Source organism: Pseudalkalibacillus salsuginis, assembly GCF_021646685.1.
In the GTDB taxonomy this organism is placed as follows: Bacteria; Bacillota; Bacilli; order Bacillales; family Fictibacillaceae; genus Pseudalkalibacillus; species Pseudalkalibacillus salsuginis.
Genome location: NZ_JAKJHW010000001.1, coordinates 664,350 through 680,187 on the forward strand (window position 1 = coordinate 664,350; position 15,838 = coordinate 680,187).

General features: G+C 41.7%; 13 protein-coding genes. 4 read left to right on the forward strand and 9 right to left on the reverse strand.

The genetic code is table 11. From position 1 onward, the window contains the following. Window positions 1-108: 108 nt before the first annotated feature. The 5 genes from L1611_RS03385 to L1611_RS03405 form a co-directional block, all read right to left on the reverse strand. Window positions 109-1,695, reverse strand: coding sequence for an amidohydrolase (locus L1611_RS03385; RefSeq protein ID WP_236311668.1), 1,587 nt, complete (start codon window positions 1,693-1,695; stop codon window positions 109-111). 148 nt (window positions 1,696-1,843) lie between these two features. Beyond that, complete coding sequence (mbcS, locus tag L1611_RS03390) at window positions 1,844-3,433, reverse strand: acyl-CoA synthetase MbcS (RefSeq protein WP_236311669.1); 1,590 nt, start codon at window positions 3,431-3,433, stop codon at window positions 1,844-1,846. Window positions 3,434-3,580: 147 nt separating this feature from the next. Beyond that, window positions 3,581-3,772, reverse strand: coding sequence for an alpha/beta-type small acid-soluble spore protein (locus L1611_RS03395; RefSeq protein ID WP_225064221.1), 192 nt, complete (start codon window positions 3,770-3,772; stop codon window positions 3,581-3,583). 90 nt (window positions 3,773-3,862) lie between these two features. Further along, window positions 3,863-5,071, reverse strand: coding sequence for a tRNA uracil 4-sulfurtransferase ThiI (thiI, locus tag L1611_RS03400; RefSeq protein ID WP_236311671.1), 1,209 nt, complete (start codon window positions 5,069-5,071; stop codon window positions 3,863-3,865). A 1-nt stretch (window position 5,072) separates the two neighbouring features. Continuing rightward, window positions 5,073-6,218: a cysteine desulfurase family protein gene (locus tag L1611_RS03405; protein ID WP_236311673.1), complete on the reverse strand. Its 1,146-nt coding sequence runs from the start codon at window positions 6,216-6,218 to the stop codon at window positions 5,073-5,075. Between the two features lie 324 nt (window positions 6,219-6,542). Here L1611_RS03405 and brnQ point away from each other — a divergent pair, with 324 nt between their 5' ends. Beyond that, window positions 6,543-7,889 carry a branched-chain amino acid transport system II carrier protein gene (brnQ, locus tag L1611_RS03410; protein WP_236311675.1) on the forward strand — a complete coding sequence of 449 codons (1,347 nt, stop codon included), beginning with the start codon at window positions 6,543-6,545 and terminating at the stop codon, window positions 7,887-7,889. A gap of 291 nt (window positions 7,890-8,180) precedes the next feature. Here brnQ and ezrA read toward each other — a convergent pair whose 3' ends face one another. Beyond that, the gene (gene ezrA, locus L1611_RS03415) at window positions 8,181-9,887 is read right to left on the reverse strand and encodes a septation ring formation regulator EzrA (protein WP_236311676.1); all 1,707 of its coding nucleotides are present in this window, start codon (window positions 9,885-9,887) and stop codon (window positions 8,181-8,183) included. Window positions 9,888-10,100: 213 nt separating this feature from the next. On the opposite strand from ezrA, the gene hisJ reads away from it, so the two are divergent. Then, window positions 10,101-10,919 carry a histidinol-phosphatase HisJ gene (hisJ, locus tag L1611_RS03420; protein WP_236311677.1) on the forward strand — a complete coding sequence of 273 codons (819 nt, stop codon included), beginning with the start codon at window positions 10,101-10,103 and terminating at the stop codon, window positions 10,917-10,919. 48 nt (window positions 10,920-10,967) lie between these two features. Here hisJ and refZ read toward each other — a convergent pair whose 3' ends face one another. Beyond that, entirely contained in the window at window positions 10,968-11,648 is a 681-nt protein-coding gene (refZ, locus tag L1611_RS03425) for a forespore capture DNA-binding protein RefZ (protein WP_236311678.1), read from the reverse strand. A gap of 148 nt (window positions 11,649-11,796) precedes the next feature. Between refZ and L1611_RS03430 the strand changes: the two genes are divergently transcribed. After that, window positions 11,797-12,276, forward strand: a complete 480-nt coding sequence (locus L1611_RS03430) for a GAF domain-containing protein (RefSeq protein ID WP_236311679.1) — start codon at window positions 11,797-11,799, stop codon at window positions 12,274-12,276. An 81-nt stretch (window positions 12,277-12,357) separates the two neighbouring features. Here L1611_RS03430 and megL read toward each other — a convergent pair whose 3' ends face one another. Further along, window positions 12,358-13,560: a methionine gamma-lyase gene (gene megL / locus L1611_RS03435; RefSeq protein WP_236311680.1), complete on the reverse strand. Its 1,203-nt coding sequence runs from the start codon at window positions 13,558-13,560 to the stop codon at window positions 12,358-12,360. A 525-nt stretch (window positions 13,561-14,085) separates the two neighbouring features. Here megL and rpsD point away from each other — a divergent pair. Further along, a complete protein-coding gene (rpsD, locus tag L1611_RS03440; RefSeq protein ID WP_236311681.1) occupies window positions 14,086-14,688 on the forward strand; it encodes a 30S ribosomal protein S4 in 603 nt (200 codons plus the stop codon). Window positions 14,689-14,765: 77 nt separating this feature from the next. On the opposite strand, the gene L1611_RS03445 is transcribed toward rpsD, so the two are convergent. After that, window positions 14,766-15,752, reverse strand: coding sequence for a nuclease-related domain-containing protein (locus L1611_RS03445; protein WP_236311683.1), 987 nt, complete (start codon window positions 15,750-15,752; stop codon window positions 14,766-14,768). Window positions 15,753-15,838 lie beyond the last annotated feature (86 nt).

Below are 15,838 nucleotides of genomic sequence, written 5' to 3' on the forward strand. Positions count from 1 at the left end.
ACTTTCAGCACTGGTTCTAGCCGAACAGCAGTAGAGATGTCCTCTAATTTTTTTAAATCACCAGATACTGCTGCCCCCCAATGAGTCAGAAACTGATCGGATCATCGTTTAAGCTTGATAGACAGTCAAGTTGTTCACGACTGTCTTTACTACTTTAATATTCGGAATTTCTTCTGGATCGATATGGAACAAGTCTCCGTTCAAGATTGTGAAATCAGCACTGTATCCTTTTTCGATCATCCCATTTCCGTTTTCATTTCCGATAGCATAGGCACTTCCCTTCGTATATAGTTCAACAGCTTCATATACAGATAATTTTTGTTCAGGATAATAGCCTTCGTGTTTATCGCCTTGCTTTTTACGCATGACAGCTGCATAGATCGTCAACAAAGGATCCGCCGTCTCGATTGGCGCATCTGAGCCAGCAGCACATGCAATCCCTTCTTTTAATAACGTTTTCCAGGCAAAACTATACATCATCCTCGCTTCCCCTAACCGTTCAATCACCCATGGAAAATCAGAGGCAACAAAGTGAGGCTGGATATCGATGATGACAGGGACCCTTTTCAAGCGTTCTAGTAAATCTGGACGAACAACCTGACCGTGGACGAAGCGATCGCGTAAGCCTTCTGGTGGCGGATATTCTTCAACCGCGTAAAGGGCAAATTCCAAAGCAAGATCCCCTATCGTATGGATTGCGACTGGCATTTGATAGTGACGTGCCTTTTTGACCAGCTCCTTCAACTCTGTCAATGAATGGATTGCTACACCATACGTCTCTGGCATGTCATTATAAGGTTTACTCAAATAAGCTGTACGGCCGCCAAGGGCTCCATCAGCAAAAATCTTCATCGCACCTAGCTCGACCAATCCATTTGAATCTCCATATTCCAACCCTTCCTCATGCATATCCTTAACTACTTCGTGATGCACTAACAAATTCGCTTTGAATTGAAGCTGACCTGGATTGAGAACGTCGAGGAAAGTTTGATAGGTCCGTTTGAAACCACCATAATAGTTGAGATCCTCCGTATGTCCGCCAACAAGGCCGAGACGGGTCAGATCCTGTACAGAAGTTCTCAGTGCACGTTGTAAATAGTCCTCCGTTACTTGTGGAAGGGCATTTTTCACCAACTCCTGTGCTTTATCCAATAAAAATCCTGTTGGCCGCCCATTCGAATCCCTGACGATCACACCCCCTGGGGGATCCTCAGTATCTTCGGTGATACCCGCAAGCTCCAAGGCTTTTGAGTTAGCTAACAAAGCATGGCGACAGATCCGGGTCAGCATCATCGGGTGGTGTGGTGCAAGCTCATCGAGTTCAAATCGATGAAATATTTTTCGATCCACAAAGTTATTTTCATTCCATCCTTCGCCCATGATCCAATCCCCGACTGATGTTGAATACACTTTCTCCCTTAAAGTCGTTCTCATCTCTTCAGCTGACATCACTTCAGAAAGGTCCAACCGTAACAGTTTTTCTCCATGACCAATCATATGTAAGTGGCTATCAACAAAGCCGGGATACATGATGGCCCCCTGCAGATCCTCGATATGGTCAATTTTGTATTCCTTTTCAAGGCGTGAACGGTCACCCCTGTCAATAATTTTATCGTCTTCCACCAAAACAGCTTCGACTTTATCAAATTCATGCTTCATCGTATAAATGGTACCGTTCGTCCACAACGTATTCATCTTTACACTCCAATCACTAACCTCGTTTGTATCAGCATACCTAAGATTTACTAGGAAATCTAGTATGGAGAACGTAGTATAAACCTGCTGAGAAGTCATGTTTTTGCTCGAGAAAAATCGAAAGGACCGTCTGTACGGCCCTTCAATTTTAATATACTGTTGTGTTGGCTTCTTTCATCCTCAATTCGATCCTCCTGATCTTACCCGAGGTCGTTTTCGGGAGTTCCTCGATGAATTCGATTTTACGCGGATATTTATAAGGTGCGGTGAGTTCTTTCACATGGTCTTGCAGTGCCGGTATCAATTCCTCCGAAGAAGCTTCCGCTGGATTTTTCAAAACGATGTAGGCTTTGACGACATGGCCGCGAACCTCATCAGGACTTGCTACAACCGCACACTCTTTTACAGAAGGGTGCTTGACGAGAGCATCTTCGACTTCAAACGGTCCAATCGTATAACCTGAGCTGATGATGATGTCATCCCCTCTGCCTTCGAACCAGAAGTACCCGTCTTCATCTTTTTTCGCTTTGTCACCTGTCAGATAATAATCGCCACGAAAGGCCATTATGGTCCGTTCATGATCTTTATAATATTCTTTGAACAGTGCTGGTACATCCCGATGGACAGCGATGTCCCCTACCTCTCCCACTTGAGCAGGCTTGCCTTCATCATTAATGATTTCTACACGGTTTCCAGGCGTCGGTTTGCCCATTGATCCAGGGCGGACTTCCATCCCTTCCACAATACCAACCAGCAATGTGTTCTCTGTCTGGCCATAACCATCCCTGACAGTTACATTGAAATAGTTGCGGAATATATCGATGACTTCACGGTTCAGCGGTTCTCCAGCTGAGACCGCACTTCTCAAGCTTGAAAGATCGTAATCTTTCAGGTTATCCACTTTTGCCATCAACCGGTACTCAGTCGGTGTACAGCAAAGGACATTGATCTGTTCCTTCTCCAACAAACCTAGATATGTATTCGGGTCGAATTTGCCGTTGTAGACATACCCTGTCGAACCCGTACCTAGAACAGATACGAATGGACTCCAGATCCACTTTTGCCATCCAGGACCGGCGGTCGCCCATACAATATCACCTTCATTGATATTCAGCCATGATTTAGCTGCGGTCCGGATATGAGCATAGGTCCACCCATGTGTATGGACGACACCTTTCGGCTGGCCAGTTGTTCCAGATGTATAGGAAAGAAAGGCCGTATCATCACGTATGGTTTTCGGCATTTCAACAGATGGGTCCAGCGATTGGATCACTTCCTCGGCCGTCGACCATCCCTCAACATATCCGCCGACTGTAATTTTATGCTCCAAACTTTCGACAGGTTCCTCAATTTCATCAATGAGAGAAGTCAAAGGTTCATAAGCGATCACTGCTTTCACTTCCCCATGATTGATACGATAACTTAAATCTGCAGGCCTGAGCATTTCAGAACAAGGAATGACGACAAGACCTGATTTCAAAATGGCCAGATATACTTTGTACGTGTCAATCAAACGCGGCATCAAGACGAGGATACGGTCACCTTTGCCTAATCCTAAAGATAGAAGAGCCTTTGCTAAATCATTTGCTTGATCAAATAACTCTTTGTATGTGATTTCATCTATTACCCCCTGCTCGCTGCGGTACTTGATCGCTAAACGTGATGGATCATTCGCAAACTTTTCCATTTCTTCAGTTGCATTGTACTGTTGAGGAGCAATTAATGCTTGGTTATTCAAAGTGGACGCCTCCTTATGCATTCGTTTACACTTTCTATTATACATAATCTTTAGAAAATTTCTATTTTGGGTGGATGATGAAACACCACAAAGGCCAGCATCATTGTGCTGACCTGTATTCCATCAATATCTTATTGTAGAGGTGTATTATTTTTGAGGTTGTTGACCTTGAGCCATAGCAACTAGACGCTTAGTGATTTCACCACCAACAGATCCGTTAGCACGAGCTGGAGAGTCAGCACCAAGTTGTACTCCGAATTCAGAAGCAATCTCAGCCTTCATAGCGTTAAGAGCTTGTTCAGCACCAGGTACGACCAATTTGTTTGATTGACGAGCCATGATATTCACCTCCTTTGTATGCATAGGTTACGGAGGTAAAGATGAATTCATACTCGATTGGGGGTGGTAAATCTTGAAAGAGAAGGAAGGTTAAAACAAGTCCTCCAACGCATCATGACGGGTTTCGGCGTCCTCTTTAAAATAAACTGTTTCGGTATTACCCACAGCTTCCTCGACAAGTGCATCGATTTCCATAAATTGCTCAAATCGATTCGCTTTTTCCCGTCGAGGCTTTGTTTTGGGAGCAGATGGCAAGAACACCGTACAGCAATCCTCATATGGTCGGATTGAGATATCGTACGTCCCGATCCTCCTTGATATCTCCATGATTTCGATCTTATCCATTGTGATCAATGGTCTGATGATCGGCAAGTTGGTCACCTCATTGATCGTATTCATGCTGGATAAGGTTTGACTGGCTACCTGACCCAGGCTTTCCCCTGTCGCAATCGCCAGAGCATCATTCTGGGCTGCCAACTGCTCTGTGATTCGAAGCATATACCGCCGCATGATGGTCATACTGTAATTATCCGGAATTTGTTTTTTGATTGCTTTTTGAATGTCTGTAAAAGGAACTACATGCATTTTGATCGTTCCACCGAACTTGGTAAGAACTTTCGTCAGGTCCTCCACTTTTTGCCTTGCTCTTTCACTTGTAAAAGGGGGACTGTGAAAATGAACCATTTCCAGGCGGATTCCCCGTTTCATTGTCAGATATCCAGCGACAGGACTGTCAATACCACCTGATAGCATCAGCATGACTTTGCCGCTGCTTCCGATCGGCAACCCTCCAGCGCCGGGATAATCGATACAACTGATATAAGTTGCTTCCGGTTTGATCTCCACTTTTATCTCTACATCAGGATGATGGACATCTACAGTAATGTTTTCGGAGTGTTTCAATACATAACCGCCGATCAAATGGTTCAACTCCTGTGAATCATGGGGATACTGCTTATAATTACGTTTGGTGGAAACCTTGAATGTCTCTACTGAAGAACCTGCTTCTCTCAAAGCCTTAAGTGCTGTCTTTTGGATGTTTTCCAATTCAAGATCGGTTCTGACAGCAAGGGTCAATCCTTGGATACCGAATACTTCTTGCAACTTTTCTACCACCGGTTCATGATCTTCTCCATTCAACTCAATATACATACGATCAAACGCTTTCTTTACTGTGACACCTTCAAAAGGCTTCAATTTTCTTCGGATCGTATCCCTAAGCTGGTTTACAAAATGATGTCTGTTTTTCCCTTTAAGTGACAACTCACCGTATTTGACAATGATATGGTCGTAAATCATATTAGTACCTCATTACTTTCGTTAAATTATTAAGAATATCCTCAAGGATGGCAATAAAACGTTCTCCCTCGTTCATTGTGTTATCAAAACTCAGGCTTATACGGATAGCACTGCTTGCCCGTTTAAGTTCATAGCCTGTAGCTTCCAATACCCTGCTGACCTCTGTCGACTTAGAGGAACAAGCAGATTTTGTCGAGACAAAAACGTCTCTTTCTTCTAAAGAATGGATCAACACTTCTGGCTTGATACCCGGAACAGAAAAATTGATGATATGAGGGGCACTTTGTTTCTCAGGTGTATTTAGGACAACTCCTTCAATTTCCACCAATTTTGACCGTAAAAGACGATTTAATCGAAGAAGCCCATCCATTTCTTTTTTTGATTTTTCCATCGTCAAACGGAGAGCTTTTGCCATTGCAATGATTCCAGGTATATTTTCTGTTCCAGCCCGATGTTTGAATTCTTGCGATCCTCCATGAAGCAGAGGCGATAGCGTTACACCATTGCGAATATATAAGATTCCAACACCTTTTGGCCCATGGAATTTATGGCTCGAGAAAGAACATAGATCAACACCCGATTGTACATACTGAAGGGGGACTTTTCCTATTCCCTGGACGTGATCGACATGGAAAAAGATCTTCGGATGTTTTTTTAGAAATTGACCGATTTCCTCCACAGGTTGAATCGTCCCTATTTCATTATTGACATGCATGACAGAGACAAGGATCGAATCATGCCTGATTGCGTTCCGAAGGTCCTGGATTGACACATGACCATTCCTATCTACAGGTAGAAACGTTATATCAAAGCCGAGATGCTCCAGCTGCCTAAAGGATTCATAACAGGAAGCATGTTCAATTTCAGTCGAAATCAGATGTTTCCCCCGTGTCTGATGTTCAATTGCAATCCCTTTTATCGCCAGGTTATTCGCTTCTGTTCCACCTGAAGTGAATACAACCTCACCAGGATTCACCCGAAGGAGGCCAGCAATTTGATTGCGCGCAGTACTGATCAACTTTTCCACTTCTCCTCCTAAGCGGTGGATCGATGAAGGATTCGCAAAGTAACTCTCAGAGACCGTCATATATGTTTTCAGTGCTTCAGGATAAGGTTTTGTAGTTGCACTATTATCGAAATAAATCATTATTCCTTTACCCCTTTTATATTCGTATTACTGCATCATTTAATAATAGCATATATAGGCTTGATTCCAAACCAAGAAATAAAACGTATGTACTCGACACAAAATGACAAAAAATACTTTTCTTCTTAAAGGTCGTTCACCTACTAGTTTCAGAAGAAAGCCGAAATATATGCAAGAAATTAAGAGGTGTTCAAACATTGGGAATCGATACAATTTTTCAACTTTTTTCTAAAGTGTCTATTTTATATAAAGATTATGTTAAGCTTTAACCGATTTTAGAAAACTCAATGATTTCAGTCGATAATTGCACGGAGGTTTTACAGCATGAAAGCAACAAAATCACTTCCTTTTAAAGAAACATTAACTATCGGACTTATGATGTTCGCTCTATTCCTCGGAGCAGGCAATATGATATTTCCTCCTCTGCTTGGTCAAACTGCAGGAACCAATGTATGGACTGCCATTTTCGGCTTTCTGATCACTGGTGCCGGCCTGCCGCTTGTAGGCATAGTTGCCGTAGGACTGACAGGGGGAACGTTGAAGGATTTAGCTAGTCGAGTCCATCCTGCTTTTGCCATCATCTTTTCAACATTAATCTATTTGGCGATTGGACCTTTTTTCGGAATACCACGAACAGGTACAGTTGCATTTGAAATAGGTGCAGTTCCTTTTTTGCCTGAAACAATGAATCCGAACGGCTTGCCATTATTCATCTATACAGTCATCTTTTTCACGATTACATTTTGGGTTGCTTTGAATCCAACGAAACTTGTGGATCGGATCGGTAAGATTTTAACACCGATTCTCATTTTTGTGATCGGACTTATCGTGATTAAAGGAATTATCAATCCGATTGGAAACTTTTCAACTCCTACAGGTGAGTACGCATCCAACTCTTTCTTTACCGGGTTCATCAATGGATATTTGACAATGGATGCGATTGCAGCACTCGTTTTCGGAATTGTGGTCATCAATGCTGTAAAATCCCGAGGGGTTACTGATAAAAAAGAGATTGCTAAGGCCACAACAAAAGCAGGGTTCATCGCTGTCAGCGGATTAGCATTGGTATATCTCTCACTTGCCTATATCGGAGCAACTAGTCGAAACGTTTTAGGAGAAAGTGACAATGGAGGAGCGATCCTAACTGGAGCCGCAGATCTTTTATTCGGTCAATTTGGCATCATGTTGCTGGCAATAGCCATTACATTTGCCTGTCTGACAACTTCAATCGGATTAGTAACAGCTTGTGGCGAATATTTCAATGGAATCATGCCGAAAGTATCGTATAAATTGATCATCGCTGTATTATGTTTGTTCAGTGCAGCTGTAGCCAATGTCGGCCTCACCCAATTGATCAACTTGACATTGCCAGTATTGATCGGCATTTATCCCCTTGCCATTGCATTAGTCGCCTATTCCTTCTTGCATCGCCATTTTGGAGGCTATCGAGAAGTATATATAGGCGGGCTGTTAGGGGCAGGAGTTGTGAGCATCTTTGATGCCTTAAAGCAAATGAATGTTGATATAACTGTGTTCAACAATGTCATGAGTGCCTATCTGCCGCTTTACGAGCAAGGTGTAGGATGGGTGATTCCTTCATTGATCGGAGCGATCATAGGATATGTCATCGGACGATCACAAAACCACGTCATCACACCTAATAAAGCCTAAAGAGGCGTTGTCAATCCCCTGGGTAAATGAAAAATCTTCAGCATAAAGAAAAGCGCAAACTCCCTGATCAGCCACGAAGGTCACTGGAAGTCCGACGAGGAGACTCGAACCAAACAAAGTTCGGTTCTGCGTGGGTAACACTTCGACCTAATCAATGTGTCGGCCGCCGCAGGAGGACTGAAGGGATCCAAGGGGTTGAGCGTTGGAGCTGGACATCACATCACCGCAACCAAAATTTTTATACTTTCTTAACGTAAAGAAAAGCGAATCCAATTACGGATTCGCTTTTCTTTAATGAACTTTTTCCATTTCTTGTTGATAGTTTTCTTCAAGGTCCCTTATGATCTGGGGATTGACCGTTTGTAGAGCTTCTGCTGCATGCTCCATGGCTTCTTCATAATCATACGTACGGAAGGCTTGTTCAGCTTCTGATAGCTTTACAGCTACAGTCACATACTGTCTTCGGTATCGATTTCCGTGTTGTATGAGCCGCTCCGCCCATATTGCCCGATCAATCAGCTTGTAAGTCTTAGCATGTACTTCGACGATGGCTTCTTCCGCTTCAATCAACCTGTGAAGGACTTCACCCATTTGTAATGGTTTATCATTCAATTTCATTGTAACTGTCTGTAATTTGTTCTCAGCATCATGAAGGGATACATAATATTGTTCCGGCAGACCCGGTAAATTGTTTCGATGGATTTCTTTCTTAGCCTCGATCAGCTTTTTTCGGAATTCATGAATCTTTTCAATAGCTTCTAATTCGTCTTTACGCAGGTTGTGCAATTTCTCTTGATATACTTCCGTCATGACCCGTAAATCTTCTAATTGTTTCGTTATGCTCTCCAGCATCTCTTTAACAGAGGTATAGGTCTGGTTTTTTTCCTCTACAGAATGGAAAATCGTTCTTACCCGCTTTTCTAATTTTTCATAGGAAGATTCCAACCGTTCTTGCAATTCGATGTTTTCTTGCTCGATTTGGTAGCTCAAACGAACGACATTCGTTTCTTCTTTTATCTTGTTGATTTCTACACCTAGCTCTTCAACTTCTGCCTTTACTTCTTTTCCATCTGTCATCACATATTGCTTTGCTAAGACTTCAGCTTCAAGCCTGTCGTAAAGCTCCTCAATTTTCTTATTCATTTGAGCTATTTCTTCTTGTGCATCTTCAATGTTTACGGCATTCACTTGCTCTTTGACGATTTGATAAGCGTAGTCGATCACTTCAAGTTCTTTTTCAACACCAAGTTGCTCCACCCGGAATCCCTGATCAGACATTTGCTCCAGACCTTCCTTCAACTGCTTTAGCGTTTCAGGGATTTCAGACTGCAATTGATATTGAAGCTCAGGAACGACTTCTAATTCATATTGTAGGCGGCGGATTTTTTTATCAAGCTGTATGATATAGGTGCGAGCCGCTATATGATTTCCATTTTCCGTCTCTTCATTATAGCTCGTAAAATCTTCAGAAATGTTCTCCAGGCGCTTTTCGAATGTCTCTACAAGCGTTCCAAGTGCTCGGTAATGCGTAAGGAGATGCTTCCGGAGATCTTTGTAGCTCTCTTTAAGCTTCCCGATTTCTTTTCGGTTCAATTCTTCACTTTCCACAAATTCATTGATTTCAGAGGAGATTTCATCAATCTTCTCTTCTATGGAGAAGAGTGTTTTTCTTGTGTCACTTAGAATGTTCCTCGCTTTCTTGAAGCGGTATTTATCAGCTGCATCTTCTGCATCAAATAGATTCTCTTCAAGGCCAGGAAGTTGGACAGTTACGATGTCATCCCATTCTTCGCGCCATACTTCGAATTTTTTTTCGGTTTCCCCGATCATCTCAAGTGCTTTCACTTTAGCAATCTCATCAGATAACGGCCTGTTCATAATATTGACTTTCTGTGTTTCAAGATGATCGATTTGATCATAAATTTTCTTTCGAATATATGTACCGTACCCAATAAATACGGAGAGCAATACGATCAGCACAATAAAAATATATATCACAGGGACCATCCTTTCTTCCCTTTTTCAATTATGTATATTAGACTTATATAAAATATCGACATATTCAACCGTTTTTCGCTAAATATCATCGAGTTTCGGCGTTCATCGTAACTACTATAATACCATGTATACTACTTTTAGAACTACATTTTTTCTGAAATTAGATAAAAAATTGCTTTTTTCTTACAAAAGTACCAATTTAGGAGGAACACCATGAACATTTATGACGGTCACATCCATACCCCATATTGTCCTCATGGCACGAAAGACTCATTCCATCTGTACATCGATCGTGCAATCAATCTAGGGTACAAGGGTTTGACATTTACTGAGCATGCACCTTTGCCTGACGGGTTTGAAGACCCTACTCCAGATAAAGACAGCAGTATGCAACTTGAAGAACTTGAGAATTATATTGAACAAATTAATCAGCTGAAAAAAGAATATAGAAAAGATATCCTCATTCAGACAGGTTTAGAGATTGATTATATCGATGGATTCGAAAATGAAACGGCTTCATTCTTGAACCGTTATGGACCATACCTTGATGACTCAATCTTATCCGTCCATTTTTTAAAGGCAAAAACTGGTTACTACTGTATGGATTACAGCCCTGATATGTTCGGTAAAATACTTCGTGAATTTGATTCCATCCAAGATTTATATTCCTTGTACTACAATACGGTCAAAAAATCTGTTCTTGCAGAACTGGGAGCATATAAACCAAAAAGGATCGGACATATCAGCCTCGTAATGAAGTTCCAGAAAAAATATCCAAATGTTGATATCGACAAGAACGAAATTTTAGAAACAATTGATTTGATCGCCAAACAAAAATTACAGTTAGACTATAATGGTTCGGGTGTAAATAAACCTTTATGTCGGGAACCTTATCCACCAGAATGGATTATATCCGAGGCTTTGAAAAGAAACATTCCTCTAATTTATGGTTCCGATGCCCACAGGGCTGGTGAGCTTGGACAGGGTTTCGGGAAGTTAAAGGAAGAAGCACCGCTGATGCAGCCGATGTAAAGGGCCGCAAGCGGTGCTTTTTTGCTTTTTAAAGATAACCAAACTGGCTCAGCCTGTGCCAAGACTCGGCTTTGCTATGTTTTCATTATCTTTTCCAGAAATCGTTTTGGAATCATACTGGATACATAATGTTTCATTCACCCACTCATGTAAAACGTCTAAATATTTCGAAGTAAAATAGCGGTCATGTACAGAAAATTGATAGATTTCCCTGACATATTGCGGATATAGAAAAGGCATGAATAACATGCTTCTCAATTGCATCGTCACCATGTTTTTAGAACAAGGCTTGAACTCCTTCTGTTTCACTCCTTGCTCAAGGATGGCATTCAAGTAGAATTTCTCTTTCATCAGGTAGGTAGTCATGATTTCACGGACAAGCGTGGTATCGATACTGATTTCACGATGAACCAACCTTGCAGCTTGTGAACGGTTTTGTTGATAAAGAATGACTTCGTCGATCAAATGAATTAGACAATTGCTTGCCGAGTCTTTTTCCAGTCGATCGTAAGCGTCTTGCAATACATGAAGATACCCTTCCAAGAATGACGACATCAAAAATTCCAACAGTCCTCTTTTCCCGCCAAAATAGTAAGAGATCAGAGAAACATTCACACCAGCTTTTTCAGCGATAACACGTACAGAAGTCCCGGCATAACCATTGTTATTGAAAAGGGAGGCGGCTGATTCTGCGACTTTTTCTTTGGTGATGGATAAAGCCTTCTTCATGGCAATCACCTCAATGTACATTCATTACTGAACAACTTTCTTCATTTTCTATGGAAATCCTTTGAAAACCTCTCGACATATCTAATGAAAGTTTCAACAAATTCTGATATCATAGGACTAATTTCTATGGATTGTGAGGAGAAGGAACATGTTTCACGTCGAATCATACGCAGGAAATCGCGAAGAAAATTATGAAATGCTCAACAAACAGTTGAAAGCATTATTGGAAGGTGAAACAAGCCAGATTGCGAACCTTGCAAATGCCTCAGCACTTTTGAATCAATTCCTTAATGAAGTCAATTGGGTCGGTTTCTACCTGATGGAAGAGGATGACCTTGTTTTAGGACCGTTTCAGGGACTGCCGGCTTGTGTCAGAATTCCAGTTGGGAGAGGGGTATGCGGGACTGCAGTCAAAGATAAGAAAACAATGCTTGTTGAAGATGTGCATCAATTCCCTGGCCATATCGCCTGTGACGCAGCATCCCGGTCTGAAATCGTCGTTCCGGTCTTGAAAGATCAGAAAGTTATCGGTGTTCTTGATATTGATAGTCCTGTTACTTCACGTTTTGATGAAATCGATAAAAAACATCTTGAACGATTCGTACAAGCCTTAACGGAATTCCTTTAGCAGAAATCAGGAGAACGTTTTCCAGGGTATACCCTTGGTTTAAAAAACGAGGCTTCTATCAGAGCGCCTCGTTTTTTTACTCTATACCGTTTTCGTTTTACTTATGTGTTGTTGTAAAGCCTGCTCGAGATCTTCCCATATGTCTTCCTTTGCCTCAAGCCCGACAGATAAACGGATCAGGTTATCGGAAATGCCCATTCGATCTCTAGCATCCTTCGGCACCACAGCATGAGTCATGGTAGCCGGATGTTGAATCAACGTTTCTGCATCACCAAGACTTACAGCGATCTTCAATAATTTCAGCGAGTTGATGAGATGCTGTGCGTCTTTCTTATCCCCTTTGATTTTAAAGGAAATAAGTCCCCCAAAACGCGTCATCTGTTTTTGAGCAATTGTAAAATCTGCAAAATCCGGATCACCTGGGTAATGGACCGTTTCCACTGATGGATGCCCCTTTAGTTTTTGTGTGATATACATTGCATTATCGCAATGACGATCCATACGGACAGGTAGTGTTTTCAAACCCCGAAGTAATAGCCATGCATCAAAAGGGGACATGATTCCACCTATATCCTTCTGTGTGGTAGCAGCGAAAAGGTCGATCGTTTCCCTGTCACCTACGACAAGGCCCGCAATAACATCACCATGGCCGCCGATGTATTTCGTCGCACTATGGATGACGATATGACAACCATGCTCTAAAGGTCTTTGCAGGTAAGGTGTACAGAAAGTATTGTCTACCACGACCTTAATATTATATTTAGCAGCTATTCTTCCGATCATTTCAAGATCGACGAGTTCCATCGTCGGGTTGATCGGCGTTTCTATGAAAATGACTTTCGTATTCGGACGAATATAACCCTCGATTACATCCGGATGAGACATCGCGATAAGGTCGTGTTCTACATTATATTTATCCCGAAGCATTTGGAGAAGCCCGAATGTACATCCATATACGCCTTGAGAACATAAAATGTGATCCTCTGATCTAGTCAACCCCATCAGGACTGCAGACACTGCTGCCATTCCTGAACCGAAGGCCAAACCTTTGTCTCCCCCTTCTAACACAGCAATGCGCTCCACAAGCATTTTCACCGTAGGATTGCCGAGCCTTGAATAGATGTATCCTTCTTGGTCACCGGCAAATCGATGTTCTCCCGTTTCTGCATCAGGAAAGACGAAGGTGGAAGTCGGAAAGATTGGAGGGACTAACGCGCCATGATGCTGATCAGACGAGTAGCCTGAATGGATAACTTTTGTCTCAAACCTGTTGTCTTTTTTCACTCCTGAACACTCCTTTTTTCTATACGCGAATGAAAGCGTTTTCTAAATTTATCCTATCACACTCTTATGTCATTTTGTGTTAAATTATTTTTGTATTTCCCTCACAGAAAGTGTTTAAAAGTAAGTCGCAACAAACCTACGGGAAAAGCAAGCCAGGCGAGAGCCAGCAGTGACCGCTTCCGATTTTCTTTATGTCTTGGATCACTTCAATCCATTTTCGCAGGAAATTAACGATTAAGGAATTAACAATGCGAGGTATAAAAGAAAGACAGATGCCAGGACTTTCTCTTGACTTTACTCCTCAAACGTTATACACTGTTCTTTGTGTAAATTAAGACAGCCATGTGAATTCATGTGAGCCCTCTCATTATGTTCCTTGTAATAGCGGCTGATAAAATATTTCAAGGTGCATCGCGTAGCTTCATGCTGTCGAAGTGAAGGTGTATGAAAACATAATGAACACATGAACGATCACACCGGCACTGTTTTTTTTACAACAAAAAAATGGTGAAGGAGGAGCTATTAATGGCTCGTTATACAGGACCAAAATGGAAATTATCTCGCCGCTTAGGAATCTCCCTTAGCGGAACAGGAAAGGAACTTGAAAAGCGTCCGTACGCTCCAGGACAACACGGTCCAAACCAGCGTAAGAAAATCTCTGAATTCGGATTGCAACTTCAAGAAAAGCAAAAGCTTCGTCATATGTATGGAGTTAACGAACGTCAATTCCGTCGTTTGTTTGACCAAGCAGGTAAAATGAATGGTATCCACGGTGAAAACTTCATGATTCTTCTTGAATCTCGTTTGGATAACCTTGTTTACCGTTTAGGACTTGCACGTACACGTCGTCAAGCTCGCCAATTGGTTGGTCACGGACACGTTACTGTTGATGGTAAGCGTGTAGATATCCCATCTTACCGTGTAGCTCCAGGACAAGTGATCGGTTTACGTGAAAAATCCCGTAACCTTGACATAGTTAAGGAAGCACTGGATGTAAACAACTACGTACCTGAATATCTTACAATTGATGAAAACAAGCTTGAAGGAACGTACACTCGTTACCCTGAGCGTTCTGAACTTCCAGCAGAAATCACAGAAGCACTTATCGTCGAGTTCTACTCACGTTAATAGGAGCTTGAACTACCCCTGGGCATCTCGTCTAGGGGTTTTATTATTGATTTAAATGATACGAAACCGATTGCATGTCATTCATTTATTCGCTTTAAAAGTAGACTCAAGTTGTAGATGCGGCTTTTTGTAATGCCTTCATAATCAAGATCCAATGAAATGAGAAGGTAATTCGCCACTGCTTCTGAATCTATATGCAGGAATTTTCTTAATTCTACATTAGTGATAGCCGGGTTGATCAACAGAGCATAGTCACGAAGGGCTTGAAGGTGGGCATTTTTGGAGATTGTACTGCAATCGTGGCAAATCCATCTACCATGGATTCTTTTCATCGGACATCGAGAACACTCAGGGCAAAATACCCCTGTTAAAAGGTCTTCCCTATTCAGTTTAAGCAGATTGAGTAGTTCCGGGTCGCTCGGAATATGCTTTTTGATGAGGAGTTCCTGAAGATTTTGGAGGTCATTATGGGTGAAGAAAGTCTTTTTATGGGTATTATGAAGGGATATTACTGTGTCTAATAGCTTGGTATCCCGAATCACTTTTTTGCTGAGCAGACCGTCTTCGTTTTTTGGTTCTATTTTGGCATTTTCATTTACTATGACTACGAAAGAATAAATCGGGATCCTATCATTGAATCTATGCCGTTTCAACCAGTTTTCGAGTTGAAAATGCTGGTGGTTTACCTGTTGGATGGGATCCTTGTAATAATCCTCCCTATCCTCTTGTTGGCGTATAAGCTGATTGTATTCAGTATCAAAGATCAATTTACCAGATAAATTTTTCACTTCAAGAATTACGAAAAAATTAGGATGGGTCAGAAGGATATCGATTTGAAAATGATATTTGCCACTGGTTAAGCGCAAACCTTGAAAAATGTCGTGACCATAGTCATCCAGGAAACTTAAATGATAATCTAATGACCGCTCCCCACGGTCTCCTGCTTTACTTGTAGCTAACCACTTTTCCGCTCTGGCTTTTGCAGAATGGTTTGAGACAATTCTTCTGATTAAGGCTTCCAGTTTTTCGATTTTATATGATTTAAAGTATATCTTTGGGCTCAAAAAATCCCTCCGTTCTTTCTAGATAGATATAACTTCAACACCGGGTTCTGAAATCCTTCAAGTCGCTGTAAGAGCTTTGTTTATTA

Bases quoted from the DNA above. Each gene is read 5' to 3' on its own strand.
- L1611_RS03385 (WP_236311668.1), bottom strand. From the start codon at position 1,695: ATGAATACGTTGTGGACGAACGGTACCATTTATACGATGAAGCATGAA.
- L1611_RS03395 (WP_225064221.1), bottom strand. From the start codon at position 3,772: ATGGCTCGTCAATCAAACAAATTGGTCGTACCTGGTGCTGAACAAGCT.
- thiI (WP_236311671.1), bottom strand. From the start codon at position 5,071: ATGATTTACGACCATATCATTGTCAAATACGGTGAGTTGTCACTTAAA.
- L1611_RS03405 (WP_236311673.1), bottom strand. From the start codon at position 6,218: ATGATTTATTTCGATAATAGTGCAACTACAAAACCTTATCCTGAAGCA.
- brnQ (WP_236311675.1), top strand. From the start codon at position 6,543: ATGAAAGCAACAAAATCACTTCCTTTTAAAGAAACATTAACTATCGGA.
- hisJ (WP_236311677.1), top strand. From the start codon at position 10,101: ATGAACATTTATGACGGTCACATCCATACCCCATATTGTCCTCATGGC.
- refZ (WP_236311678.1), bottom strand. From the start codon at position 11,648: ATGAAGAAGGCTTTATCCATCACCAAAGAAAAAGTCGCAGAATCAGCC.
- L1611_RS03430 (WP_236311679.1), top strand. From the start codon at position 11,797: ATGTTTCACGTCGAATCATACGCAGGAAATCGCGAAGAAAATTATGAA.
- rpsD (WP_236311681.1), top strand. From the start codon at position 14,086: ATGGCTCGTTATACAGGACCAAAATGGAAATTATCTCGCCGCTTAGGA.